Origin of the sequence: Rhizobium sp. AN80A (assembly GCF_030053015.1) — a bacterium.
Classification (GTDB): Bacteria; Pseudomonadota; Alphaproteobacteria; order Rhizobiales; family Rhizobiaceae; genus Rhizobium; species Rhizobium metallidurans.
The window spans coordinates 2,223,425-2,243,260 of the sequence record NZ_JASJPX010000003.1 but is presented as its reverse complement, the minus strand read 5'-3'; the positions used below and the strand labels follow the sequence as shown (position 1 = coordinate 2,243,260).

25 protein-coding genes and 3 pseudogenes are annotated in these 19,836 nt (G+C 61.2%); 22 read left to right on the top strand and 6 right to left on the bottom strand.

The genetic code is table 11. From position 1 onward, the window contains the following. Positions 1-3: 3 nt before the first annotated feature. From P3R82_RS22670 to P3R82_RS22620, 11 genes and pseudogenes are all read left to right on the top strand, one after another. Complete coding sequence (locus P3R82_RS22670) at positions 4-471, top strand: chemotaxis protein CheW (protein ID WP_183901564.1); 468 nt, start codon at positions 4-6, stop codon at positions 469-471. Further along, positions 468-1,379, top strand: a complete 912-nt coding sequence (gene cheR, locus P3R82_RS22665; protein WP_283195425.1) for a protein-glutamate O-methyltransferase CheR — start codon at positions 468-470, stop codon at positions 1,377-1,379. Before P3R82_RS22670 ends, cheR begins: the two co-directional genes overlap by 4 nt. Further along, a complete protein-coding gene (cheB, locus tag P3R82_RS22660) occupies positions 1,376-2,416 on the top strand; it encodes a protein-glutamate O-methylesterase CheB (protein WP_283195424.1) in 1,041 nt (346 codons plus the stop codon). The genes cheR and cheB overlap by 4 nt, the downstream gene beginning before the upstream one ends. Further along, positions 2,416-2,805, top strand: a complete 390-nt coding sequence (locus P3R82_RS22655; RefSeq protein WP_183901567.1) for a response regulator — start codon at positions 2,416-2,418, stop codon at positions 2,803-2,805. Before cheB ends, P3R82_RS22655 begins: the two co-directional genes overlap by 1 nt. Beyond that, positions 2,802-3,355: pseudogene (gene cheD, locus P3R82_RS22650) on the top strand (chemoreceptor glutamine deamidase CheD). The gene P3R82_RS22655 and the pseudogene cheD overlap by 4 nt, the downstream one beginning before the upstream one ends. A gap of 12 nt (positions 3,356-3,367) precedes the next feature. After that, positions 3,368-3,760 carry a hypothetical protein gene (locus P3R82_RS22645; protein WP_283195423.1) on the top strand — a complete coding sequence of 131 codons (393 nt, stop codon included), beginning with the start codon at positions 3,368-3,370 and terminating at the stop codon, positions 3,758-3,760. A 206-nt stretch (positions 3,761-3,966) separates the two neighbouring features. Next, positions 3,967-4,488, top strand: coding sequence for a hypothetical protein (locus P3R82_RS22640; protein ID WP_283195422.1), 522 nt, complete (start codon positions 3,967-3,969; stop codon positions 4,486-4,488). Continuing rightward, positions 4,461-4,754: pseudogene (locus P3R82_RS30315) on the top strand (flagellar M-ring protein FliF C-terminal domain-containing protein); the annotation flags it as partial. The gene P3R82_RS22640 and the pseudogene P3R82_RS30315, both read left to right, overlap by 28 nt. Then, positions 4,675-5,559 (top strand): flagellar M-ring protein FliF C-terminal domain-containing protein, encoded by an 885-nt coding sequence (locus P3R82_RS22630; RefSeq protein WP_349294077.1) that lies wholly within the window; start codon positions 4,675-4,677, stop codon positions 5,557-5,559. The pseudogene P3R82_RS30315 and the gene P3R82_RS22630, both read left to right, overlap by 80 nt. Positions 5,560-5,872: 313 nt before the next feature. Then, a complete protein-coding gene (locus tag P3R82_RS22625) occupies positions 5,873-6,619 on the top strand; it encodes a helix-turn-helix transcriptional regulator (protein WP_283195421.1) in 747 nt (248 codons plus the stop codon). A gap of 12 nt (positions 6,620-6,631) precedes the next feature. Further along, positions 6,632-7,381, top strand: coding sequence for a helix-turn-helix transcriptional regulator (locus tag P3R82_RS22620; RefSeq protein WP_283195420.1), 750 nt, complete (start codon positions 6,632-6,634; stop codon positions 7,379-7,381). Between the two features lie 21 nt (positions 7,382-7,402). Here P3R82_RS22620 and P3R82_RS22615 read toward each other — a convergent pair whose 3' ends face one another. From P3R82_RS22615 to P3R82_RS22590, 6 genes and pseudogenes are all read right to left on the bottom strand, one after another. After that, positions 7,403-7,843 carry a hypothetical protein gene (locus tag P3R82_RS22615; RefSeq protein ID WP_283195419.1) on the bottom strand — a complete coding sequence of 147 codons (441 nt, stop codon included), beginning with the start codon at positions 7,841-7,843 and terminating at the stop codon, positions 7,403-7,405. Between the two features lie 4 nt (positions 7,844-7,847). Continuing rightward, entirely contained in the window at positions 7,848-8,927 is a 1,080-nt protein-coding gene (gene flhB / locus P3R82_RS22610) for a flagellar biosynthesis protein FlhB (RefSeq protein ID WP_283195418.1), read from the bottom strand. A gap of 125 nt (positions 8,928-9,052) precedes the next feature. Further along, positions 9,053-10,094, bottom strand: a pseudogene (gene fliG, locus P3R82_RS22605) (flagellar motor switch protein FliG). Between the two features lie 29 nt (positions 10,095-10,123). After that, on the bottom strand, positions 10,124-10,693 hold the full coding sequence (fliN, locus tag P3R82_RS22600) for a flagellar motor switch protein FliN (protein ID WP_283195417.1): 570 nt from the start codon (positions 10,691-10,693) through the stop codon (positions 10,124-10,126). 62 nt (positions 10,694-10,755) lie between these two features. Further along, positions 10,756-11,694, bottom strand: coding sequence for a FliM/FliN family flagellar motor switch protein (locus P3R82_RS22595; protein ID WP_283195416.1), 939 nt, complete (start codon positions 11,692-11,694; stop codon positions 10,756-10,758). A gap of 37 nt (positions 11,695-11,731) precedes the next feature. Further along, on the bottom strand, positions 11,732-12,025 hold the full coding sequence (locus P3R82_RS22590) for a hypothetical protein (RefSeq protein WP_283195415.1): 294 nt from the start codon (positions 12,023-12,025) through the stop codon (positions 11,732-11,734). Positions 12,026-12,117: 92 nt separating this feature from the next. Here P3R82_RS22590 and flgF point away from each other — a divergent pair, with 92 nt between their 5' ends. The 11 genes from flgF (at position 12,118) to flgH (ending at position 19,831) form a co-directional block, all read left to right on the top strand. Beyond that, positions 12,118-12,852 (top strand): flagellar basal-body rod protein FlgF, encoded by a 735-nt coding sequence (flgF, locus tag P3R82_RS22585; RefSeq protein WP_283195414.1) that lies wholly within the window; start codon positions 12,118-12,120, stop codon positions 12,850-12,852. 16 nt (positions 12,853-12,868) lie between these two features. Continuing rightward, a complete protein-coding gene (gene fliI / locus P3R82_RS22580; protein WP_183900246.1) occupies positions 12,869-14,260 on the top strand; it encodes a flagellar protein export ATPase FliI in 1,392 nt (463 codons plus the stop codon). A gap of 27 nt (positions 14,261-14,287) precedes the next feature. Continuing rightward, a complete protein-coding gene (locus tag P3R82_RS22575; protein ID WP_183900247.1) occupies positions 14,288-14,833 on the top strand; it encodes a flagellar protein in 546 nt (181 codons plus the stop codon). A 167-nt stretch (positions 14,834-15,000) separates the two neighbouring features. Further along, positions 15,001-15,393 carry a flagellar basal body rod protein FlgB gene (flgB, locus tag P3R82_RS22570; RefSeq protein ID WP_283195413.1) on the top strand — a complete coding sequence of 131 codons (393 nt, stop codon included), beginning with the start codon at positions 15,001-15,003 and terminating at the stop codon, positions 15,391-15,393. A gap of 4 nt (positions 15,394-15,397) precedes the next feature. Further along, positions 15,398-15,814 carry a flagellar basal body rod protein FlgC gene (gene flgC, locus P3R82_RS22565; RefSeq protein WP_183900249.1) on the top strand — a complete coding sequence of 139 codons (417 nt, stop codon included), beginning with the start codon at positions 15,398-15,400 and terminating at the stop codon, positions 15,812-15,814. Then, positions 15,814-16,140, top strand: a complete 327-nt coding sequence (locus tag P3R82_RS22560; protein WP_283195412.1) for a flagellar hook-basal body complex protein FliE — start codon at positions 15,814-15,816, stop codon at positions 16,138-16,140. The genes flgC and P3R82_RS22560 overlap by 1 nt, the downstream gene beginning before the upstream one ends. 20 nt (positions 16,141-16,160) lie before the next feature. Next, entirely contained in the window at positions 16,161-16,949 is a 789-nt protein-coding gene (flgG, locus tag P3R82_RS22555) for a flagellar basal-body rod protein FlgG (RefSeq protein WP_283195411.1), read from the top strand. 17 nt (positions 16,950-16,966) lie between these two features. Next, positions 16,967-17,452 carry a flagellar basal body P-ring formation chaperone FlgA gene (gene flgA / locus P3R82_RS22550; protein ID WP_183900252.1) on the top strand — a complete coding sequence of 162 codons (486 nt, stop codon included), beginning with the start codon at positions 16,967-16,969 and terminating at the stop codon, positions 17,450-17,452. Then, entirely contained in the window at positions 17,449-18,570 is a 1,122-nt protein-coding gene (locus P3R82_RS22545) for a flagellar basal body P-ring protein FlgI (RefSeq protein ID WP_183900253.1), read from the top strand. The genes flgA and P3R82_RS22545 overlap by 4 nt, the downstream gene beginning before the upstream one ends. Next, entirely contained in the window at positions 18,567-19,115 is a 549-nt protein-coding gene (locus tag P3R82_RS22540; RefSeq protein WP_183900254.1) for a MotE family protein, read from the top strand. Before P3R82_RS22545 ends, P3R82_RS22540 begins: the two co-directional genes overlap by 4 nt. Continuing rightward, on the top strand, positions 19,112-19,831 hold the full coding sequence (gene flgH / locus P3R82_RS22535) for a flagellar basal body L-ring protein FlgH (RefSeq protein ID WP_283195410.1): 720 nt from the start codon (positions 19,112-19,114) through the stop codon (positions 19,829-19,831). Before P3R82_RS22540 ends, flgH begins: the two co-directional genes overlap by 4 nt. Positions 19,832-19,836: the final 5 nt, after the last annotated feature.

Genomic DNA, 19,836 nt, shown 5'->3' with positions numbered 1-19,836 from the left:
ACCATGTCCTACACCGTGAAAAGTCTGAACGAAGGGGACCGCGAGCTGATCGCGTTCCGCGTCGGCGATCAGGAGTTTTGCGTCAATGTCATGTCGGTTCGCGAGATCCGCGGTTGGACGCCAGCAATGGCCATGCCGCACTCGCCTTCCTACATGAAAGGGGTCATCAACCTGCGTGGCGCGGTGCTGCCGATCATCGATCTCTCTGCCCGTCTCGGCATGAAGCCGACCGAGCCGACGCAGCGCCATGTGATTATTGTGGCGCAAGTTCACCGAAAAGTGGTCGGTCTGCTCGTAGATGCGGTGTCGGATATACTGACTGTTAGTGAAGACAACGTACAGCCAACTCCAGAGATCGCGTCCGAACTGCAGCGTCAGTTCGCGCGCGGGATCATGGCGATCGAAAAACGTCTGATCTGCCTGTTGGAACTTGAAGCCATATTCCCTGACGCGGAAAGCGAAGCTGCATGAGTGTCTTGAGTGCCAAAGATGTAAGACCGGGGAGCCCCGATGAGGTTCTGGCGAGCGGCGAATACCCGTTGACGCGCCGCGACCTCACGGAGATCGCCGCGATGATCTACTCGGATGCGGGCATCTTCCTCAACGAGACCAAGGCATCGCTGGTCTATTCGCGTCTTTCCAAGCACATTCGCAATCTCGGCCTGTCAGGCTTCCGGGAATACTGTTCGTTGGTATCTTCGCCGGCGGGCGCGGCGCCGCGTCGCGAAATGCTGTCGCATCTGACCACCAATTTCACGCGCTTCTTCCGCGAGAACCACCATTTCGAGCATCTGCGCGACCACGTTCTGCCGGAGCTCCTGCAGCGTGCCAAGTCGGGCGGTCGCGTGCGCATCTGGTCGGCTGCCTCGTCCGACGGCCAGGAGCCCTATTCGATCGCGCTGACCGTGCTGTCGATGATGCCGAATATCGCCGACTACGATTTCAAGATCCTGGCGACCGACATCGATCCGAAGATCCTCGCCATTGCCCGTGCCGGGGCCTACGACGAAAACGCGCTCGAAACCGTGTCGCCCGCGATGCGCAAGCAGTGGTTCAGCGAAGTCAATGTCGATGGCCGGCGCAAGTTCCAGGTCGATGATCGCGTCAAGCGGCTCATCACCTATAACGAGCTGAACCTGATGGCCCAGTGGCCGTTCAAGGGCAAGTTCGACGTCATCTTCTGCCGCAACGTCGTGATCTATTTCGACGAGCCGACGCAGATGAAGATCTGGTCGCGCTTCGCCGAGCTCCTGCCCGAGGGCGGCCATCTCTATATCGGCCATTCCGAACGCGTATCCGGCGATTCCAAGCATGTCTTCGACAATATCGGCATCACCACGTACCGGTATACGACCAAGGGCCTTGGGAGGAGGGGATGAGCATGGCGGCACGCGTTCTCGTTGTTGACGATTCTCCGACCATGCGCGGTCTCATCACCGCCGTGCTGCAATCCGATCCTGAGGTCGACGTCATCGGCCAGGCGGGTGATGCCATGGAAGCGCGCGAGGCGATCAAGAAGCTCAATCCCGATGTCGTGACGCTCGATATCGAGATGCCGAACATGAACGGGCTCGATTTCCTCGAAAAGATCATGCGTCTTCGCCCGATGCCTGTGATCATGGTGTCGACGCTGACCCATCGCGGCACCAACGCGACCCTGGCGGCGCTGGAGATCGGCGCGTTCGATTGCGTCAGCAAGCCGCAGCCGGGTGATGTTCGTCCGTTCGCCGACCTCGCCGAAAAGGTGAAGGCCGCCGCCCGCTCGCAGCGCCGCCCGGTCATGGCGCCGCAGCCCGTCGCGCCGCCGCCGGCGGTTGCCGATTATCGTGTCGGTCGCAAGGTTGTCGCGATCGGTTCGTCGACCGGCGGCGTGGAAGCGCTGATTGCCGTGCTGCAGAAATTCCCGGCCAACTGCCCGCCAACCGTCATCACGCAGCACATGCCGTCGACCTTCACCAAGAGCTTCGCGGAGCGACTGAACCGCCTCTGCGCGCCGGTCGTGCAGGAAGCGACGGATGGCGCGCGCCTCGAAATCGGCAAGATCTACCTGGCGCCCGGCGGTGAACGGCACCTGCAGGTGGTCAATGCATCGGCGCCCTGCTGCCGCCTTCTGGAACGCGAGCCCGTCAATGGGCATCGGCCCTCGGTCGACGTTCTCTTTGATTCCGTCGCCGAGCTTGCGGGTCGCAATGCTGTCGGCGTGATCCTGACCGGCATGGGGCGCGACGGCGCCGCCGGTCTCCTGAAAATGCGCCATGCAGGCGCACGTACCCTTGGACAGAACGAAAAGACCTCGGTGGTCTACGGGATGCCGAGGGTAGCCTTCGAACTCGGCGCTGTCGAACAACAGTTGCCACTCAATGCTATTGGCGAAGAAATTTTAAAGATGACCGCCCGAAAGGAAGGAACTGACTAATGTCACTCGCGGAAAAAATCAAAGTTCTGATCGTCGACGATCAGGTCACCAGCCGCCTGCTGCTCAGCGATGCGTTGACCCAGCTCGGCTTCAAGCAGATCACGTCGGCAGGCGACGGTGAACAGGGCATGAAGATCATGGCCCAGCAGCCGCACCACCTCGTCATCTCCGACTTCAACATGCCGAAGATGGATGGCCTGGGCCTGCTGCAGGCGGTGCGCAGCAATCCGACGACCAAGAAGGCGGCCTTTATCATCCTGACCGCGCAGGGCGACCGCGCGCTGGTGACCAAGGCGGCCGCGCTCGGAGCGAACAACGTTCTGGCCAAGCCCTTCACCATCGAAAAGATGAAGGCGGCGATCGAAGCCGTATTTGGAGCGCTGAAATGACGACCGAGGTTGCGGCCCGCCGTGTTCATATCATTCAGGGCGAATGGAAGGTCCTGAATGATCCGAACGCGGTTCTGACGACCATACTTGGCTCGTGCGTGGCTGCATGCCTACGGGATCCCGTGGCCGGCGTGGGGGGGATGAACCACTTCCTTCTGCCGGGCAATGCCACGACGCCCATGACGGGGGAGACGCGACGCGCTATGGCGTGCATCTCATGGAACTGCTGATCAACGGTCTCCTGAAGCAGGGCGCGCGTCGCGACCGCCTGGAAGCCAAGATCTTCGGAGGAGCGAAGACGATCTCGACATTCTCGAATGTCGGGGAGCAGAATGCCGCTTTTGCCACGCAGTTTCTGAAGGATGAGGGCATCCCCATCGTCGGTTCCAGCACCGGCGGCGATCACGGACGCAAGCTCGAGTTCTGGCCGGTCTCCGGCCGCGCTCGGCAGTATCCGCTCACCGGTGCCGAAACACAGAAGACCGTCGCGCTCGAGCAGCGTCCGGTTGCTCCGCAGAAGCCAGTTGAAACCAGTATCGAATTCTTCTGAGCCGAGGTCCCAATGAACGTGAATGCACAGGCCGATCACCCGTCGCCGGTCGAAGCGCTGCCCGATATCCTGATGCGGGTTGTGTCCGAACTGCACGATGTCGCCTATCTGATTGAGCGCATCGAACCCCAGCTTCTGGAGATCGGTGGAGAAAATCTGCTGAACGCACCGGAAAGCATGAAGGTCTTGCAGGGGATCGACCTTGCCGTGCAGAAGGCGCGCGGTATCGCCGAATTCATCGACACGATAACGGGCGAGATCTCCAATGACTGGATGGTCGACGTCGCTACCGCGCTCAGCCTTGTGAAGCTCAGCGAAATGCAGCGTGCGCTGGGTGGTGGCGGCATGCGCCACGGCCATTCCAAGCCGCTCAACAAGGCTGCCGGCGACTTCGATTTCTTCTAGCCGGCCCTCTTACTTACACGTCAATACGAAACGCTCGCACAAGTTTCGGCTTCTATAGGTCAAATTAGGCGATAGGCCTGCTTTGTCTGTAAAGATCGTGCGAGAACAGAATGAATCTGTTAAATCAATTACTTCAGGTTGTTAGGAACTTTAGTTCCCTTGGGCGGAATCGCCTGCTGGCATTGGCCGGCGTCGGGGTTGTTTCCGTGGCGCTCATTCTCGGCGCCGCTCTACTCGTCAACAAGCCTGCTCAAGAAACGCTCTATGTCGGGCTCGAATCGTCCGATCTGAACCAGATCAGCATCGCGCTCGCCGAGGCTAACATTGCATTTCAGGTTGGTGCAGACGGCGCGAGCATCACCGTGCCGGCCGGCATGACCGGCAAGTCGCGCCTGCTGCTCGCCGAAAAGGGTCTGCCGAACAGCAACAACGCCGGCTACGAACTCTTCGACAAGGTCGGCTCGCTCGGCCTCACTTCCTTCATGCAGGAAGTCACCCGCGTCCGCGCGCTGGAGGGTGAGATTGGCCGCACGATCCAATCCATCTCGGGCGTATCGGCGGCACGCGTCCACATCGTCATGCCGGAGGTCGGCAACTTCCGCCGGGCCGAGCAGAAGCCGACGGCATCCGTCATGCTTCGAGCGAGTGCCTCGACCGGCCGCGCCGCGCAACCTCCATCCGTCACCTCGTCGCCTCGGCCGTGCCGGGGCTTGATGTCGCTGACGTGACCGTTCTCGATTCCGCCGGACAGCTGCTCGCCTCGGGCGACGACGCCACCAACGGCAACTTCAATCGCTCGCTCGGCATCGTCCAGAACGTTCAGTCCGAGATGGAAGCGAACATCGACAAGGCGCTTTCCCCGTTCCTGGGCATGGACAACTTCCGCTCCAGCGTTACCGCCGATCTCAATACGGATGCCCAGCAGATCCAGGAAACCGTCTACGATCCGGAATCCAAGGTCGAACGCTCCGTCCGCTCGACGAAGGAAGCGTCGCAGTCGCAGCAGAAATCAAACGACAACGCCACGACCGTTCAGCAGAACGTTCCGCAGGCCGCTCCCCCCGACCGGTGGCTCAAACGGCCCGGACTCGCAGGATAAGTCCGACAAGAGGGACGAGCAGACCAACTACGAGATCAACAGCAAGACCACGGCGACCACGCGCAACAGCTACAAGGTCGAAAAGCTCTCGATTGCCGTTGTGGTCAACAAGGGTCGCATCGCCAAGATGGTCGGCGAACCCGCAGACCAGGCCAAGATCGACGCCTATCTCGCTGAAATGCAGAAGATCGTCGCCTCGGCGGCCGGCGCCAACACCGCCCGCGGAGACGTCGTCACGGTCACGGCGATGGACTTCCTCGAAAACCAGCTTCTGGAGGAAACCGGTTCGGGCATCCGCATCATGGACATGCTGAGCCGCAATCTGGCCGGCATCATCAACTCGCTTGCCTTTGTGGTCGTCGCCTTCCTTGTCATCTGGATGGGTGTCCGTCCGATGGTCCGCAGCATGACCGGCGGCGGTACGGCGATCGCCGGCGACACCTCGCTCGAAAGCGCCGGCCTCGAGCTTCCGGATTTCGCCCCGGCGGGCGATGCCGGCGGCGGAGCCCTCATGGACGGCTTCGGCTCCGACTTCGGCTTCGACAGCACGGAAGATCTCCTCAGCCTCGGCGACGACGACGGCAGCTTCAACCGCCGCGTCAAGGAAGGGCCGGAGCGCAAGCTCGCCCGCATGGTCGAGATCAACGAGGAACGCGCAGCGAAAATCCTCAGGAAATGGGCGGTCGACAACGCCGCGTAAGACAAGGGCCGGGAAACCGGCCCTTTTTCTTTTGCACACATCGCACGCACGAAATCAGTGCATGACTCGCGTTTGACGCGAATCGTATTGCAATAGGCCCTCGAATCATCTTAGCTTACTATAACTTCTAAGAGATGATTTCCTTGTGCGAATCAGCGCACAGTTTGCGGACAAAGTAAATCCCCAGAACTCGGAGATGGTGATTTGCATCTGTTTGCGTACCCTTGGATGATTCGCGGAGAAGGTGCATTTCTTTGCTGACAGACGTGATCAAGCTTTTTTCGTGATAGGTTCTCAGCCTCAGGAATTGCCAATGGACATGCATATTTTGCAAGCTCTCAAGAGCGAGACGAGGACAGGAAACTTCGTCGGGATTGCCACGGCCAACCTGTCGTCGCGCTCGGAACTCATCGCCCAGCTTTGTGAGATAGCGGGCACGGGAAGGTTGCAGCCTGGTTTGCGCATCCTGACCGACTATGTGGGGGCTTCGCACTATCTCCTGGCGCGCGCCGATCTGCTGCAGGAAGCAGGCCTCGATTTCGTGGTTTCGTCCGACTGGCCCTTCGATCTCGTCACCAATCTCGCCGAGGCGTTCGTGGGCGGTTTCGGTCGTGCCACCGAGCTTGAGAAGTGCATGCAGCTGTTCCAGCCGCACTTCGCCGTCCTGCCTGAAACGGCCGATGTTCCCGATGGCGCCAGCCGTCAATATTGCTCGCTGATGTTCAATATCGGGCGTTCGCGCCTTGCGCTGATGTTCCTGTTCGACGACGGCTTCATTCTCTCGCAGGAGCGCCTGAGGGATGTCGGTCTGCTCACCGCCTATTACACGAGCCTGCTGCAATATAGCGGCACGAAGACGGATCGCGATTTCGAACTGACCGATCGCGAACTCGAATGTCTCTTCTGGATCGCCGAAGGCAAGACCAGCGACGAAATCGCGATGATCCTCGGCATATCGCGCAACACCATCAACAACTACATCACCAGCGTCATGCGCAAAACAGCGACGAAGACGCGTTCCGAAGCCATCGCTTTCGCGGTCAGAAACAATCTGGTGTAAGGGGACGCGCTCATGGGATACGCATCGGGCCGCTCGATCAGCAACGCAGACACTGCCGGGCGCTCGGCGCGCGCCAGCAGGGTCAGCAGCCGATCTGATCTATTTCCTCGCCTGGTCGCCATGCAGAAGCTGGCCGACGCGCAGAACTTCGCTGTCTATCGCATGTCGGGCTCCGGCCTGCCGGCCAAGCAGCGCCTGATCTGCGAGCTGGAGAACTGGGGTTCTGCCAATGCCGCGCTGCACAAGAGCTTTGTCGATGCCTATGGCGACGCGCTGATCGAGCACGTGGAGAAATCGCTGTTGCCGCTGGCCTGGGCCGGCAGCCACGATCGCAGCTTCCCCGGCGCCATCGGCATGGCGCCATTCGTGGTGCGGCTGCCCGATGGTCTCGTGCCGTTCTCCGGGCTTGCTTTTCCCGTCCGCCTCGGCGCGATCGGCAACGGCTTCGTCGTCTTTACGGGCGATGACCTCGATCCGCCGAACGACATGGTCGTCGAATTGCACGGTCGCGCCTGCCAGGTGATGATCGACCTGCTGTCGCTCGACGAGCGGCGGGTCGCCGCCGCCGAAGCGCTCAGCGAACGCGAGATCGCCTGCCTGCAGCTCGCCGGTGACGGCCGTATCAGTGAGGAAATCGCCGACAAGCTGGGCCTGTCGGTGCACACCGTCAACGCCTATCTCGGTTCGGCGACGATCAAGCTCGATTCGGTCAATCGCATCCAGGCGATCGCCAAGGCGATCCGGCTCGGCTACATCAGCTGACCTGTGCTTCTTGTTGGATAATCAGCTCGCGAGCGCCTGAAGCGGCGGCACGTTGTAGCGCGCCTGGTTGAGGCTGTGCTCGAGAAACGCCGTATTTTCGTGCGGGTTCGACGAAGGGTTCTCGAAGGCGATGTGGTTGATCTCGATACCCGCATGCTCGTCGGCAAGCGTCAGCTGCGCGTAGATGGTCACGCCGCGCGGCTTGATTTCCAGGTCGATGACGACCTCCGGCTTGCCGCCCCACTCGAGCGTATAGCTGCCGCCATGGCCGAAGTTGACGGTAGCCGGATGAAAGAACATCTCGGCGGCGGAGGAAACGAGGTCCGAAAGATTGCCGTAATACTCAAATCGCAGGATCGAAATCAGGTCCGAAGCATCCAGCAGCCGCAATTCGGTCGCGACGGGGCTGAGCGCTTCGGCGAGAATCTTCTCGCGCTGGGCAGAGTAGGGGCATTTCTTCATTCGTTTATCTTACCCGGTTGTTCTGGGCCTGCGCCGCGTACACCCGATGAATGAGCTCCGCGACGGCCTTGTAGAATACTGACGGGATGACACTATCCACCGAGACTTGCGCAAACATGGAGCGCGCAAGCGGCGGATCTTCGAAAACCGGTATTCCGTTCGTCTCGGCGATCTCTCTGATTTTCAAAGCAATTAGGTCCTGGCCCTTGGCGACGACGATAGGCGCGTCGTTTTCCTCGCGCACATAGCGCAAGGCAACGGCAAAGTGGGTCGGGTTGGCGATCACCATGGTCGCGCGCGGCACGTTGGCGATCATGCGGCGTCTTGCCCGGTCGCGCATCAGCGCGCGTTGCCGGCCCTTCACGAAGGGGTCGCCCTGCGATTGCTTGTTTTCTTCCTTGATTTCCTGCGGCGACATCTTCAGTTCGGTGAACCAGTGATAGCGGGTCCAGAAGAAGTCGACGACCGCCACGAGCGCGGTCGCGATGAGCACCACCAGCGTGATCTTCCGCATGCTCGACATCATGCGGGAGAAAATCGTCTGCGGATCGGAAAACATCGCGTCGATCGCCCCGAAGTAATCGCTCCGCAAGAGCAGCACCACCACGATACCGACGATCACGATCTTGGTCAGCGATTTGGCGAACTCGATGAGGCCCTGCATGCTGAACAGCCGCGACCATCCCTGAGCCGGCGAGATGCGCGACCACTGCGGCCTTATGCGCTCGAGCACCGGCACGGGCAGGGTCTGTCCGATCGAAGCGACGACGCCGAAGGTCATGATGAGGATCATCGCGGGCGCGAGCAGCTGCGCACTGACCCAGCCGAGATGGACGAAGAGCGACAATACGTCGGTCCCGGTGTTGAGCTTCCACTGATCCGGCTGCTCGAAAATATCCTTGAGGGATGCGCCGGCGGTGATCAGGCCGTCCGGCAGGAAGAAGATCAGGTAGATGTAGGTGGCGAGAACCGTCGCGAAGAGGGGCAGTTCGCGCGAGAACGGTGTATTGCCTTTTTCTGCCGCGTCGCTTTGCTTTTTCGCGGTAGGGTCTTCTGTTTTACTGTCCTTGTCGTCGTCCGCCACGGTCGCGACTCCTACTCAAAAAAAAAGGCCGCGCCAGCGCGCGACCTTTGCTTTTGTAGTCCCCGCGGCTGCCGTGATCAATCGCGGCGTTCGTCTCGGGTCTATCTGTACACAGCAACAGCGGCTTAGGCCGCGGCCGCGCCCTCGGCTTCGCCTTCCTTGAGCTGGATCTGGCCGGAATTGGCCAGGCGAATCGCTTCCTGGGCGATGGCGCGGCGGGCGATCGCGATTTCGCGCGGGTTGATACCCGTCGTGCCGCTCTGCAGGTCGGATTCGATCATGCGGCGCTGACGCGGACTGATCGAGGCCAGAACGGATTCCTTCATCTCCGACGACGCGCCACGCAGCGCCATGGTCAGGATGTCCGCGGAAATGTCGTTCAGCAGCATCACGCGGCTGCGCTGCGGCATGACCAGCATGTCTTCGAACAGGAAGATCTTCGGACGGACCTTGTTGACCGATTCTGCGGCTGATCGATTCGAGCGATGTCAGCAAGGTATCGACCTGCGGCTTTTCCATCTCGTTCATCAGTTCGGCAACCTTCGTCGAGCCGATCGAATTCTTCTCGGCGTCGATCTCGGCGAGCAGCGTCATCACCTGCTTCTCGATGATCTGCGCGGCCTTCGGGCTGACGGATTTCAGGTTGACGGTACGGTTCATGATGTCGGCGCGCCGGCCGTCCGGGATCTGCATCAGCACCTTGGCGCCGAAGGAGGAGGGCATCATGGACAGGATGTAGGCAACCGTCTGCGGGTGTTCGCGCAGCAGGAACTTGCCGATGAAGGCGGGATCGCCTTCGCCCAGCCGGTCCCAGATCGAGGTTTCATAGGCCTGGAACGCCGTGCGACGGCCAAGCAGGCTGTCGACTTCGTCGGGCGTCAACCCTTCTTCAAGGATGCTTTCGATCGCCTTGGCGTTGTCCATGAGACCGGCGCCTTCGGTGAACAGATCCTCGAACTCGGCCACGAGGCCGAGCAGTTCGTCCGGCGGGATCGCGCGCAAGGCCTGCGCAGATCCGATGATCGTCTGCAGTTCGGCCTGCGTGAAATACTTCAACAGTCTGCCAGCGACCCCTTTCCCCATCGCGAGGAGAACGGCCGCTGCTTTCTCAGCCTGGGTCAACGGTTTCTCGGCAAGAGCGCCGCCGAAATCGTCAAAGTCCATCATGGTCTAACCTCTCCGTCCCTACAGCGGGATCAGGCTTTCTTAGTACCTAAAACTTCTATCAGTTTCACGCCAAAGCGCGTGTCGTCATTTTCAAGAACGGTGATCTCGCCGCGCGCGATCTTGCGGCCGTTCACCATGATTTCGACCGGCTCGCCGATCTTCTTGTCGAGGGCGATCGTCGCGCCCTCGTTGAGATTCATCAGGCCGGATACCTGCATACGGCTGCTGCCGAGCATGATCTGGACATCGATCGGGATGTCCATGATCAGATCCATGTTCGACTGCATCGCGCTGCCGAGCGGGGCCGCGACACCGGGGCTCGCCGAGGTGTCGCCAAAATCGGAAACGCCGCCGAAGTCCGACGTGCCGCCGAAATCACCGCCGCCGAAATCCGTGTCCGTACCGGCATCGAGATCGCCGCCGAATGCCGACAGATCGGTACCGCCGCCAAACGCGTCGAGATCATCGCCGCCGAAATCGGGCATGCCGCCTTCCGCGTCGGTTTTCAAAACGCCACGCAGATCATCGATAGCCTGATCAAGCTCGGCTTCGTTGCCTGGTTGCTCGAGATCGGTGCTCTTTGTTTTTTTCGTCGCCATGAAATCACTATTCCAGTTGAAACTTGCCTCAACCTGCCTTGGGGGTCAGGGGCCGAAATGCGTTAATTCATTAAGTAGCGGATGAGGTCGTCATCCGAGTTGATCGTATCCTTCACCCTGACGGTATAATTCTCGCCCGAGCGTCCAAACTCACACACGTAAAGCTCTTTGCTGTTGGCACTGACATCGACGCGGACATCACCGCTGTCGAGGAAAGGAATGACGTCGCCGGCCGCGAGCTTGGAGATGGTGCGCAGCGTCAGCTCCTGAAGGCGGATCTTTGCTTCTAGCGTTACCTGCGAACGGCGAACCTGTTCGCTGATCTGTTCCGTCCACTCCGACGAGTTGGCTGATGCATTCTTCGCGCGCGGGGCAACGACGGTCGTCTTCAGCAGCGCCGCCTGGGGAGCGATGAGCGAGAACTCCGATGTAATCCCCGAGAGCGTGATCGACATGTTGATCGCGGCCGCGAATTCGTCCGGCTTGTCGTCCGGCGCCTTGGGCCGGGTCTCGGCTGCGTGAGGCGCCTCGAGCATGGGCTCGAAACCACCCGGCGCGTTGACGGCGGAACGCAATACGTTGGCGATCTTCTCGAAGACCGTGACGGCAAGTTCCAGTTCGATGATCGAGAGCTGGCGATCGGCAGGCTGTTCGACGGTCTCGGGCGACGCGCCAAGCAGGTGTTCCATCAGCGTGATGATGAAGCCGTTGCCGCAGGAAAGCGTGATATCCTGCGACCAGTTGCGAAGCGATCCGTCGACGAGGGTGATGCTGTCGCCGAGATCGGCGACCAGGTCATGCTTGTAGCCCGCCTGACAGCCGAGATAATTGACCTGCACGTCGAGGTTTGTCTCGCTCTTGATGACGTCAGGAAGAAAGACGCGGTAGACGTCGCCGAACGCCGCGCAGAGTTTCTCCACCGTTGCCTTGTCGCCCAGCCTGCCCGTCAGCTTCGCGAGCAGTGCATCGTCCATGAGGGGTTTTTGAAGTTGCGCGTTCATGTCCGTCAGGCCGCCTTGTTCTCACCACCGGGGTTCATCATGTCTTGCTCGACCGCGTCGATTGAAGGACGTGCGTAAGCCGAGATCGTCTTGCGGCCGTATTCGCCATGAAGCTGCCGATGATACAGCCGCAGATAATGACAAACCCGATAATGATATTCATCGTCAGTCCAGCCTGAACTTCCTTTTCAACCGAAGGGATAGGATCGCTGGCTTGCGTGAGGCTGATCCTGGCCTTGCGCATCAAGCTTCTTTCCAGGCTTTCCGGATGCCAGCTTCGCGCAAGGATTTGGTGACAGTCTGTTGCTGACGAGTGGGCCACCATGCCCATGTCTGAGATGCCGCCTCAGCGGAATCGGGGTCCAACACACCACAACACCCGGGTTTCGTAACGTTCATCGCCAATGCCAGGAGCCTATCCCGATGCAATCCGGTCTCTATGTTTCGCTGTCGTCGCAGATGGCACTTATGCGTCGCCTCGACACGATCGCGGACAACCTGGCGAACGTGAACACGACGGGATTTCGTGGCACCGAGGTCAAGTTCAATCAGCTGATCGGCGAGACAGAGAACAAGATCAACGCGAAGATCGCATACGTTTCCCAGGGCAACGACTACCTGTCGGCCGAGAGTGGCGAAATGAACCAGACCGGCAACATGCTTGATTTCGCGATCAGGGGCGATGCGTGGTTCTCGCTCAATACTCCTGCCGGCAAGGTTCTGACCAAGGACGGCCGCTTCACGCTGACCGACACCGGGGAGCTGGTGTCCGTGCGCGGATATTCGGTGCTCGACGCCGGCGGCGCGCCCATCATACTCGACAAGACCGCCGGAGAGCCGAAGGTCGGCGCCGACGGCATGATCTACCAGAACGACCGGCAGGTCGGTTCGCTGGGGCTATTCGAAGCGGATATCTCGAAGGGTTACCTGCGCTACGAAAACAGCGGCATCATGCCCACGCAGGCACCGGTAGCGGTCACCGACCGCTTCAACGTCGGCGTCCGGCAGGGCTATCTCGAAAACTCCAACGTCAACGCCATGCGCGAAATCACCCAGCTGATCGAGGTCAATCGTGCGTTCGAAAGCATGACCTCGCTCACCAAGGACAGTGAATCCTCCTTCGGCGAAGCCATCAGGACCCTTGGCGGCAGCCGCTAAGCGGAAGGTTTGATCCATGGGTAACGAATTGCTGACCGAGGCGGCTCTCTCTCCGAAGCTCACCCATCTCGAGGCGCTTGCCGCACGCTATGCCAAGCCCGATTTCATGATCGCGCCGGGCGGCCATGTGCAGACGATCGCGACCGGCCACTACACGGTCACCGGTCTTTCGCGCCATCTCCGCCTGGGCGAGTTCGTCGCGCACAGGTCGCCGACCGGTGTGCATCTCGGCGAAGTCGTGCGCGTCGAGCCGGATCTTGCCTATGTATGCCCTATCGAGCCCGGCGAACCGATCGGGATTCACGATACCGTCATCCGCAAGGGCGCCTTCCGCATCGCGCCGTCGGACAGCTGGTGCGGGCGAACCATCAGTTCGCTCTGCGAGCCGATCGATGGCAACGGCCCGATCGTCGAGGGGCTGAAGCGTCGGTCGATCTCCAACACCGCGCCACCGTCGATGACCCGTCAGCGTGTCGAAAAGGGCTTCAAGACCGGTGTCCGCGCCATCGACATCTTCTCTCCGCTTTGTCTCGGCCAGCGCCTCGGCATCTTCGCGGGCTCCGGCGTCGGCAAATCCACGCTGCTGTCGATGCTCGCGCGCGCTGCGGCCTTCGACAAGGTCGTGATCGCGCTTGTCGGCGAACGTGGTCGCGAGGTGCGCGAATTCATCGAGGACACGCTCGGCGCCGACATGCAGAAATCCGTCGTCGTCGTTGCGACCAGCGATGAAAGCCCGATGTTGCGCAAGATGGCGCCGCTGACCGCGATCACCATCGCCGAGCATTTCCGCGACCAGGGCGACAACGTGCTCCTGATCGTCGATAGCGTGACGCGCTTTGCCCATGCCATCCGCGAAGTCGCGACCGCCTCGGGCGAGCCGCCGATCGCGCGCGGCTATCCGGCATCCGTGTTCACCGAGTTGCCGCGCCTTCTCGAACGCGCCGGCCCCGGCCCCGAGGGAACCGGCACCATCACGGCGATCATCTCGATCCTGGTCGACGGCGACAATCACAACGATCCGATCGCCGACTCCACCCGCGGCATTCTCGACGGCCACCTCGTTCTCCAGCGCAGTCTCGCCGACGAGGGACGCTATCCCCCCATCGATCCGCTCGCGTCGATCTCGCGTCTGGCGCGCAAGGCGTGGACGCCGGACCAGGAGAAGCTTGTCTCGCGCCTCAAGGCGCTGGTTCACCGCTACGAGGAGACCCGCGACCTTCGCCTGATCGGTGGTTATCGGCAGGGCGCCGATCCCGATCTGGACATGGCGGTCAAGCAGGTGCCGATCATTTACGACGTACTGAAGCAATCGCCGGGCGATCCGCCATCCCCCGATTCCTTTGCCGATCTGGCGGGAGCCTTGAAGGCGGCGGCCGGTATCGGCAATCAGCCGAACGTACGCAGATAGCCGAGCTAGAAGATGGAAAGAAACCACGTGACCGATTTCGACGACGACGAAAAGATTCCCCCGCTGGCGCCGCAGGGCGGTCGCAGATCGACCTTCAACGATCGCGCGCTGACGATCATCGGCCTGCTGCTCGCCGGCGCATCGGCGATCTTTCCGTGGTACGTGTTCTTCAACGAAAGCAAGTTCGGCATCGATGTCGCCGCGGGCGACCGCACGCGCGATCTGCCGGACTGGCCCGCGCGCAACGTTTTCAGCGTTTCGCCGCTGGCGATGGCCAATAAGAACCCTCCGGAAACCAAGCCCGACATTCCCGTCGACCCGTTGACGACGGCGACGGTTTCGTCGATCGGCAAGGAGGACGACCGGGGCGCTCCGCTTGAAGATCAGCCTTTGCCCGGAAAGTCCCCTTTCCGCCTCCTGTATGTCGCCAACGGCAGAGCGTTGATCGAGGCCACTTCCGGCATGTACGTTGTTCGCATCGGTTCCATCCTGCCGGATGAAAGTCGTCTTGCCGCATTGGAACAGCGCGACGGAAAGTGGGTCATCGTAACCTCCAAGGGCGAGGTCTACTGACGCGTCGGCTGCGCCCAAGCCCAGTTTTTCAAGGCTCCTCCGCGCTGCGGTGGAGCCTTTTTCGTCCCGCGCGATCCAAGCCTGCTCTTATGGAGCAAGAACGCATTCTCCGTAAGTCTGACGCAAGATTACCCGCCTAGGTTCGGCTCAGTAAGAAGGAGAGTTCCATGCAACCGATTCAACTGTTCGACTTGGCCTCGCGGCAGGCGGAATGGCTGACCATTCGTCAGGAAGTCGTTGCCGGCAACATCGCGAACGCGAACACGCCAAAGTATCGCGCCCAGGACATTACCCCTTTTCAGGCCGTTCTCGACCGTTCGGACATCACGATGGCGCGCACCAATGCCGCGCATCTGAGCGGCAACAATCTGAACACCAAGAACGACATCAACGTCAGGGATGCCGAGTTGAATCAGGAAATGGGTGTGCAGGAATCGGGCAATACGGTCGGTCTGGCCAAGGAGCTCTCCAAGTCCGGCGAAATCAAGCGCCAGTACGAGCTGAACACCTCGCTGGTGGGGTCTTTCAATCGAATGATGCTTATGACGGTGAAGAGCTAATATCATGGATCCTTTGTCAGCCGCTTCCAAAATCGCATCTTCGGGCCTCGAGGCGCAATCGACGCGTCTTCGCATCGTCTCCGAAAACATCGCCAACTCCCGCTCGACGGGTGATACGCCCGGCTCCGATCCTTATCGTCGCAAGACCATCACCTTCGGCGAGGCCATGGATCGCGCCAACGGCTTGGCGACGGTCGGCGTCAAGAAGCTCGGCGTCGACGAATCGAAGTTCAGCACCGAATACGATCCGAACAACCCGGCGGCCGACGCCAGGGGCGTGGTGAAGTTGCCCAACGTCAACATGCTGGTCGAGATGGCCGACATGCGCGAGGCCAACCGCTCCTATGACGCCAACCTGCAGGTTATCAAGCAAACGCGCGATCTCGTTTCGTCGACGATCGACCTTCTGAAGAGCCAATAATGATTAACGCCATAAACAGCCTCAGCTCCCTGTCGATCACGCGCGATCTCAGCGGCGTCGATCTCGGCAAATCCCAGGCCTCGTCGTCGGCGCAGAGCGCCACCAACGACGCCAGCTTCGCATCCGTCCTTGGCAATGCGGCCACCAACGCCGTCAATTCCATCAAGGGCGCGGAAAACATGTCGTTCCAGGGCATCAACGGTACAGCGACGACGCGCGAAGTCGTCGATGCCGTGATGCAGGCGCAACAGACCCTTCAGACCGCCATTGCCATTCGAGATAAGGTCGTTTCCGCCTTCCTCGAAGTGACCAAGATGCAGATGTAGTTGATTTTGAGGATTGAGCCATGAGAGCGCTTGCCATCGCAGCAACGGGCATGGATGCCCAGCAGACCAACCTTGAAGTTATCGCGAACAACATCGCGAACATCAACACCACAGGCTTCAAGCGCGCCCGCGCGGAATTCACGGACCTGCTCTACCAGACCGAGCGCGCGCAGGGCGTTTCCAACCGCGCCAACCAGGCAATCGTGCCAGAGGGCGCCAACATCGGTCTCGGTGTGCAGACCTCCGCTGTCCGCAACCTGCACATCCAGGGCGAACTCTCTCAGACCGGCAACGATCTCGACGTGGCGCTGATCGGTCGCGGCTTCTTCCAGATCCAGGCTCCAGACGGCACGACGCTCTACACCCGCGCCGGTGCGTTCAACAAGAACGAGACCGGCCAGATCGTGACCATCGACGGTTACACCGTTGCGCCGAACATCACCATTCCCGTCGGTTCGAAGGAGCTCACCATCAGCCGCTCCGGCGAAGTGACTGCGGTGTTGCCGGGGACGACGGCGCCCACCACGCTCGGCCAGCTGCAGATCGCGGATTTCGTCAACGAAGCGGGTCTCAAGCCGCTCGGCGACAACCTCTTCCAGGAAACGCCGGCTTCCGGCCAGCCGGTCGTCGGTACGCCCGACGATCCGGGCTACGGCTACCTCAAGCAGAGCTACCTGGAATCGTCCAACGTCGATCCGGTGAAGGAAATCACCGAGCTGATCTCGGCGCAGCGCGCTTACGAAATGAACTCGAAAGTCATCACCACCGCCGACGAAATGGCCTCCATCGTCAGCAAGAACCTGAAGTAACAGGGAAGGGCCGAAACATGACGTTTTGCCGGGTAGAACATCTTCGTGGATGGGCGAAAGCCGCGGTCATCGCGGCCATCACCCTTGCGGCGCCGTCGGCCTATGCCGCCGCCGACTTGGGGTACGCAGTCATTCCGACCACCATCATCTATCCCGGCGAAACGATATCCAGCGCGCAATTGCAGGAAGTCGAGGTCACAAACCCCAACCTGCAGGGAGACTACGCCAAGACCATCGGGCAGGTGGACGGCATGATTTCCAAGCGCACGTTGCTTCCCGGCCAGTCGATTTCCATCTCCGCTTTGCGCGAGCCCTACACCGTGACGCGCGGCTCCTCCATCCGCCTGATCTTCACCGTCGGGCCGATGGCGATCTCCGCCGCCGGCTCGCCGCTCGAAGACGGCATGACCGGCCAGCTGGTCCGCGTCCGCAACATGGACTCCGGAGTGATCGTCAGCGGCACCGTGCTCGCGAACGGCACCATACACGTGGCTGCAAAATGAAGATCCTGTCTCGTCTTTTCATAGCACTTGCGCTGCTCGCGCCGAACGTCCTGGCCGTCACGCCGGCCTCGGCGCTGAACTCGCGCATCAAGGACATTGCCTCGCTGCAGGCGGGTCGCGACAACCAGCTCATCGGCTACGGCCTCATCGTCGGTCTCCAGGGGACCGGCGATGGTTTCCGTTCATCGCCGTTCACCGAGCAGTCGATGCGCGCCATGCTGCAGAACCTCGGGATTTCCACCCAGGGCGGGCAGTCGAATGCCAAGAACACCGCCGCCGTCATGGTCACCGCCAACCTGCCGCCTTTCGCAAGCCCCGGCAGCCGCCTCGACGTCAACGTCAGCTCGCTGGGCGACGCCACGTCGCTGCGCGGCGGAACGCTGATCATGACGTCATTATCAGGCGCCGATGGCCAGATCTACGCCGTCGCCCAGGGCTCGGTGGTCGTCTCCGGCTTTACCGCGCAGGGTCAGGCCTCGACCGTTACCGAAGGCGTCACGACGGCGGGCCGCGTGCCGAGCGGCGCCATCATCGAGCGTGAACTGCCGTCGCGTTTCAAGGACTCGGTCAATCTCGTCCTGCAGCTGCGCAACCCGGATTTCTCGACCGCCGTGCGCATCGCCGACGTGGTCAATGGTTATGCGCGCGTACGCTTCGGCGGCCCCGTCGCGGAGGCGAAGGATGCGCAGGAAGTCATCGTCCAGAAGCCCCGCGAAGCCGACCTCACGCGTCTGATGGCCGACATCGAAAATCTCGCAGTCGCAACCGACACGCCGGCCAAGGTCGTCATCAACGAGCGCACGGGAACGATCGTCATCGGTGCGGACGTTCGCGTCTCGCCGGTCGCCGTCAGCTACGGCACGCTCACCGTGCAGGTCACCGAGACGCCTCAGGTCATCCAGCCGGAGCCCTTCTCGCGTGGCGTCACCGCGGTTCAGCCGCAAACGGATATCATCGCCCAGCAGACTGGCGGCAATGTCGCGCTGCTCGACGGGCCTGACCTGAAGACCCTGGTGGCCGGCCTCAACAACATCGGCGTCAAGCCGGATGGCATCATCGCCATTCTGCAGGGCATCAAGTCGGCCGGTGCGCTGCAAGCGGAGCTTGTCCTGCAATGACGGCTATCTCTCTCGCGAACATGACGGTGTCGGAACTGACGCGGCGGTTGATCCTGCCGGCGGCGGCCGTCGTCATGCTGACCATCCCCGGCGCCTTCGCCCAGGAAGCCCGCACCTCTGCGGGCGGCGAGCTGACCTCCGAGGAGGAAATCAAGCAGTTCTGCAGCAACATTGCCGACCCCGCGCGCGACCAGCGCTACCTGCTGCAGAAGCAGGAGCTCGACAAGCTCAGGGCCGATGTCGACAGCCGCATCGCCGAGATGACGAAGCGGCGCGACGAGTATCAGGACTGGCTGAAGCGCCGCGACGACTTTCTGAAGCAGGCGGAAGCAGGCCTGACGGATATCTATAAGAAAATGAAGCCGGATGCCGCCGCGCAGCAGCTTCAGGAAGTGAAGGTCGAAGTGGCGGCCGCCGTGATCATGCGGTTGAACGCCACGCAGTCGAGCCTGATCCTGAACGAGATGGAGCCGCAAAAGGCCGCGGTCATCGCCAACATCATCGCCAGCGCGTCCGACCCCAATACCTCGAAGGATCCCTCATGAAGAAGCGTTTCCCGCTCGCGATCGCCGCCGTGGCCGTTCTGGCCGCCGGCTGCCAGTCTCCGCAGGCGATCAAGGAGATCGGCCGCGCGCCGGCCATGAGTCCGATCGGCAGCGGTCTCGCCTATGGCCAGACGCAGCAGATGTCGATGTATCCGAAGCAGCCGCGCCAGGTCGCGCAGGGCTATTCGCTCTGGAGCGACTCTCAGGCGACGCTGTTCAAGGACGCGCGCGCGCTCAACGTCGGCGACATCCTGACGGTCAACATCTCGATCAACGACAAGGGCTCGTTCGAAAACAATACGAACCGCAGCCGTACCAATAGCAGCGGCCTGAACTGGGACGCGCAGGCCAACATTCTCGGCTGGAACCCGTCGTCGAAAACCGACGTCAGCTACGGTTCCGATACGAGCACGGACGGCAAGGGCAAGATCGAGCGCACCGACAAGCTGAACCTGATGGTCGCGGCGGTCGTGACCGGCATCCTCGAGAACGGCAACCTGGTCGTCAGCGGCTCGCAGGAAGTGCGGCTGAACCAGGAACTGCGTATCCTCAACGTCGCCGGTATCGTGCGTCCGCAGGACGTCACCGCCGAAAACGAGATTTCCTACGACAGGATCGCCGAAGCGCGCATCTCCTACGGCGGCCGCGGTCGCCTGATGGAAGTGCAGCAGCCCCCGCGCGGCCAGCAGGCCGTAGACATCCTTTCACCGCTCTAAGGTCC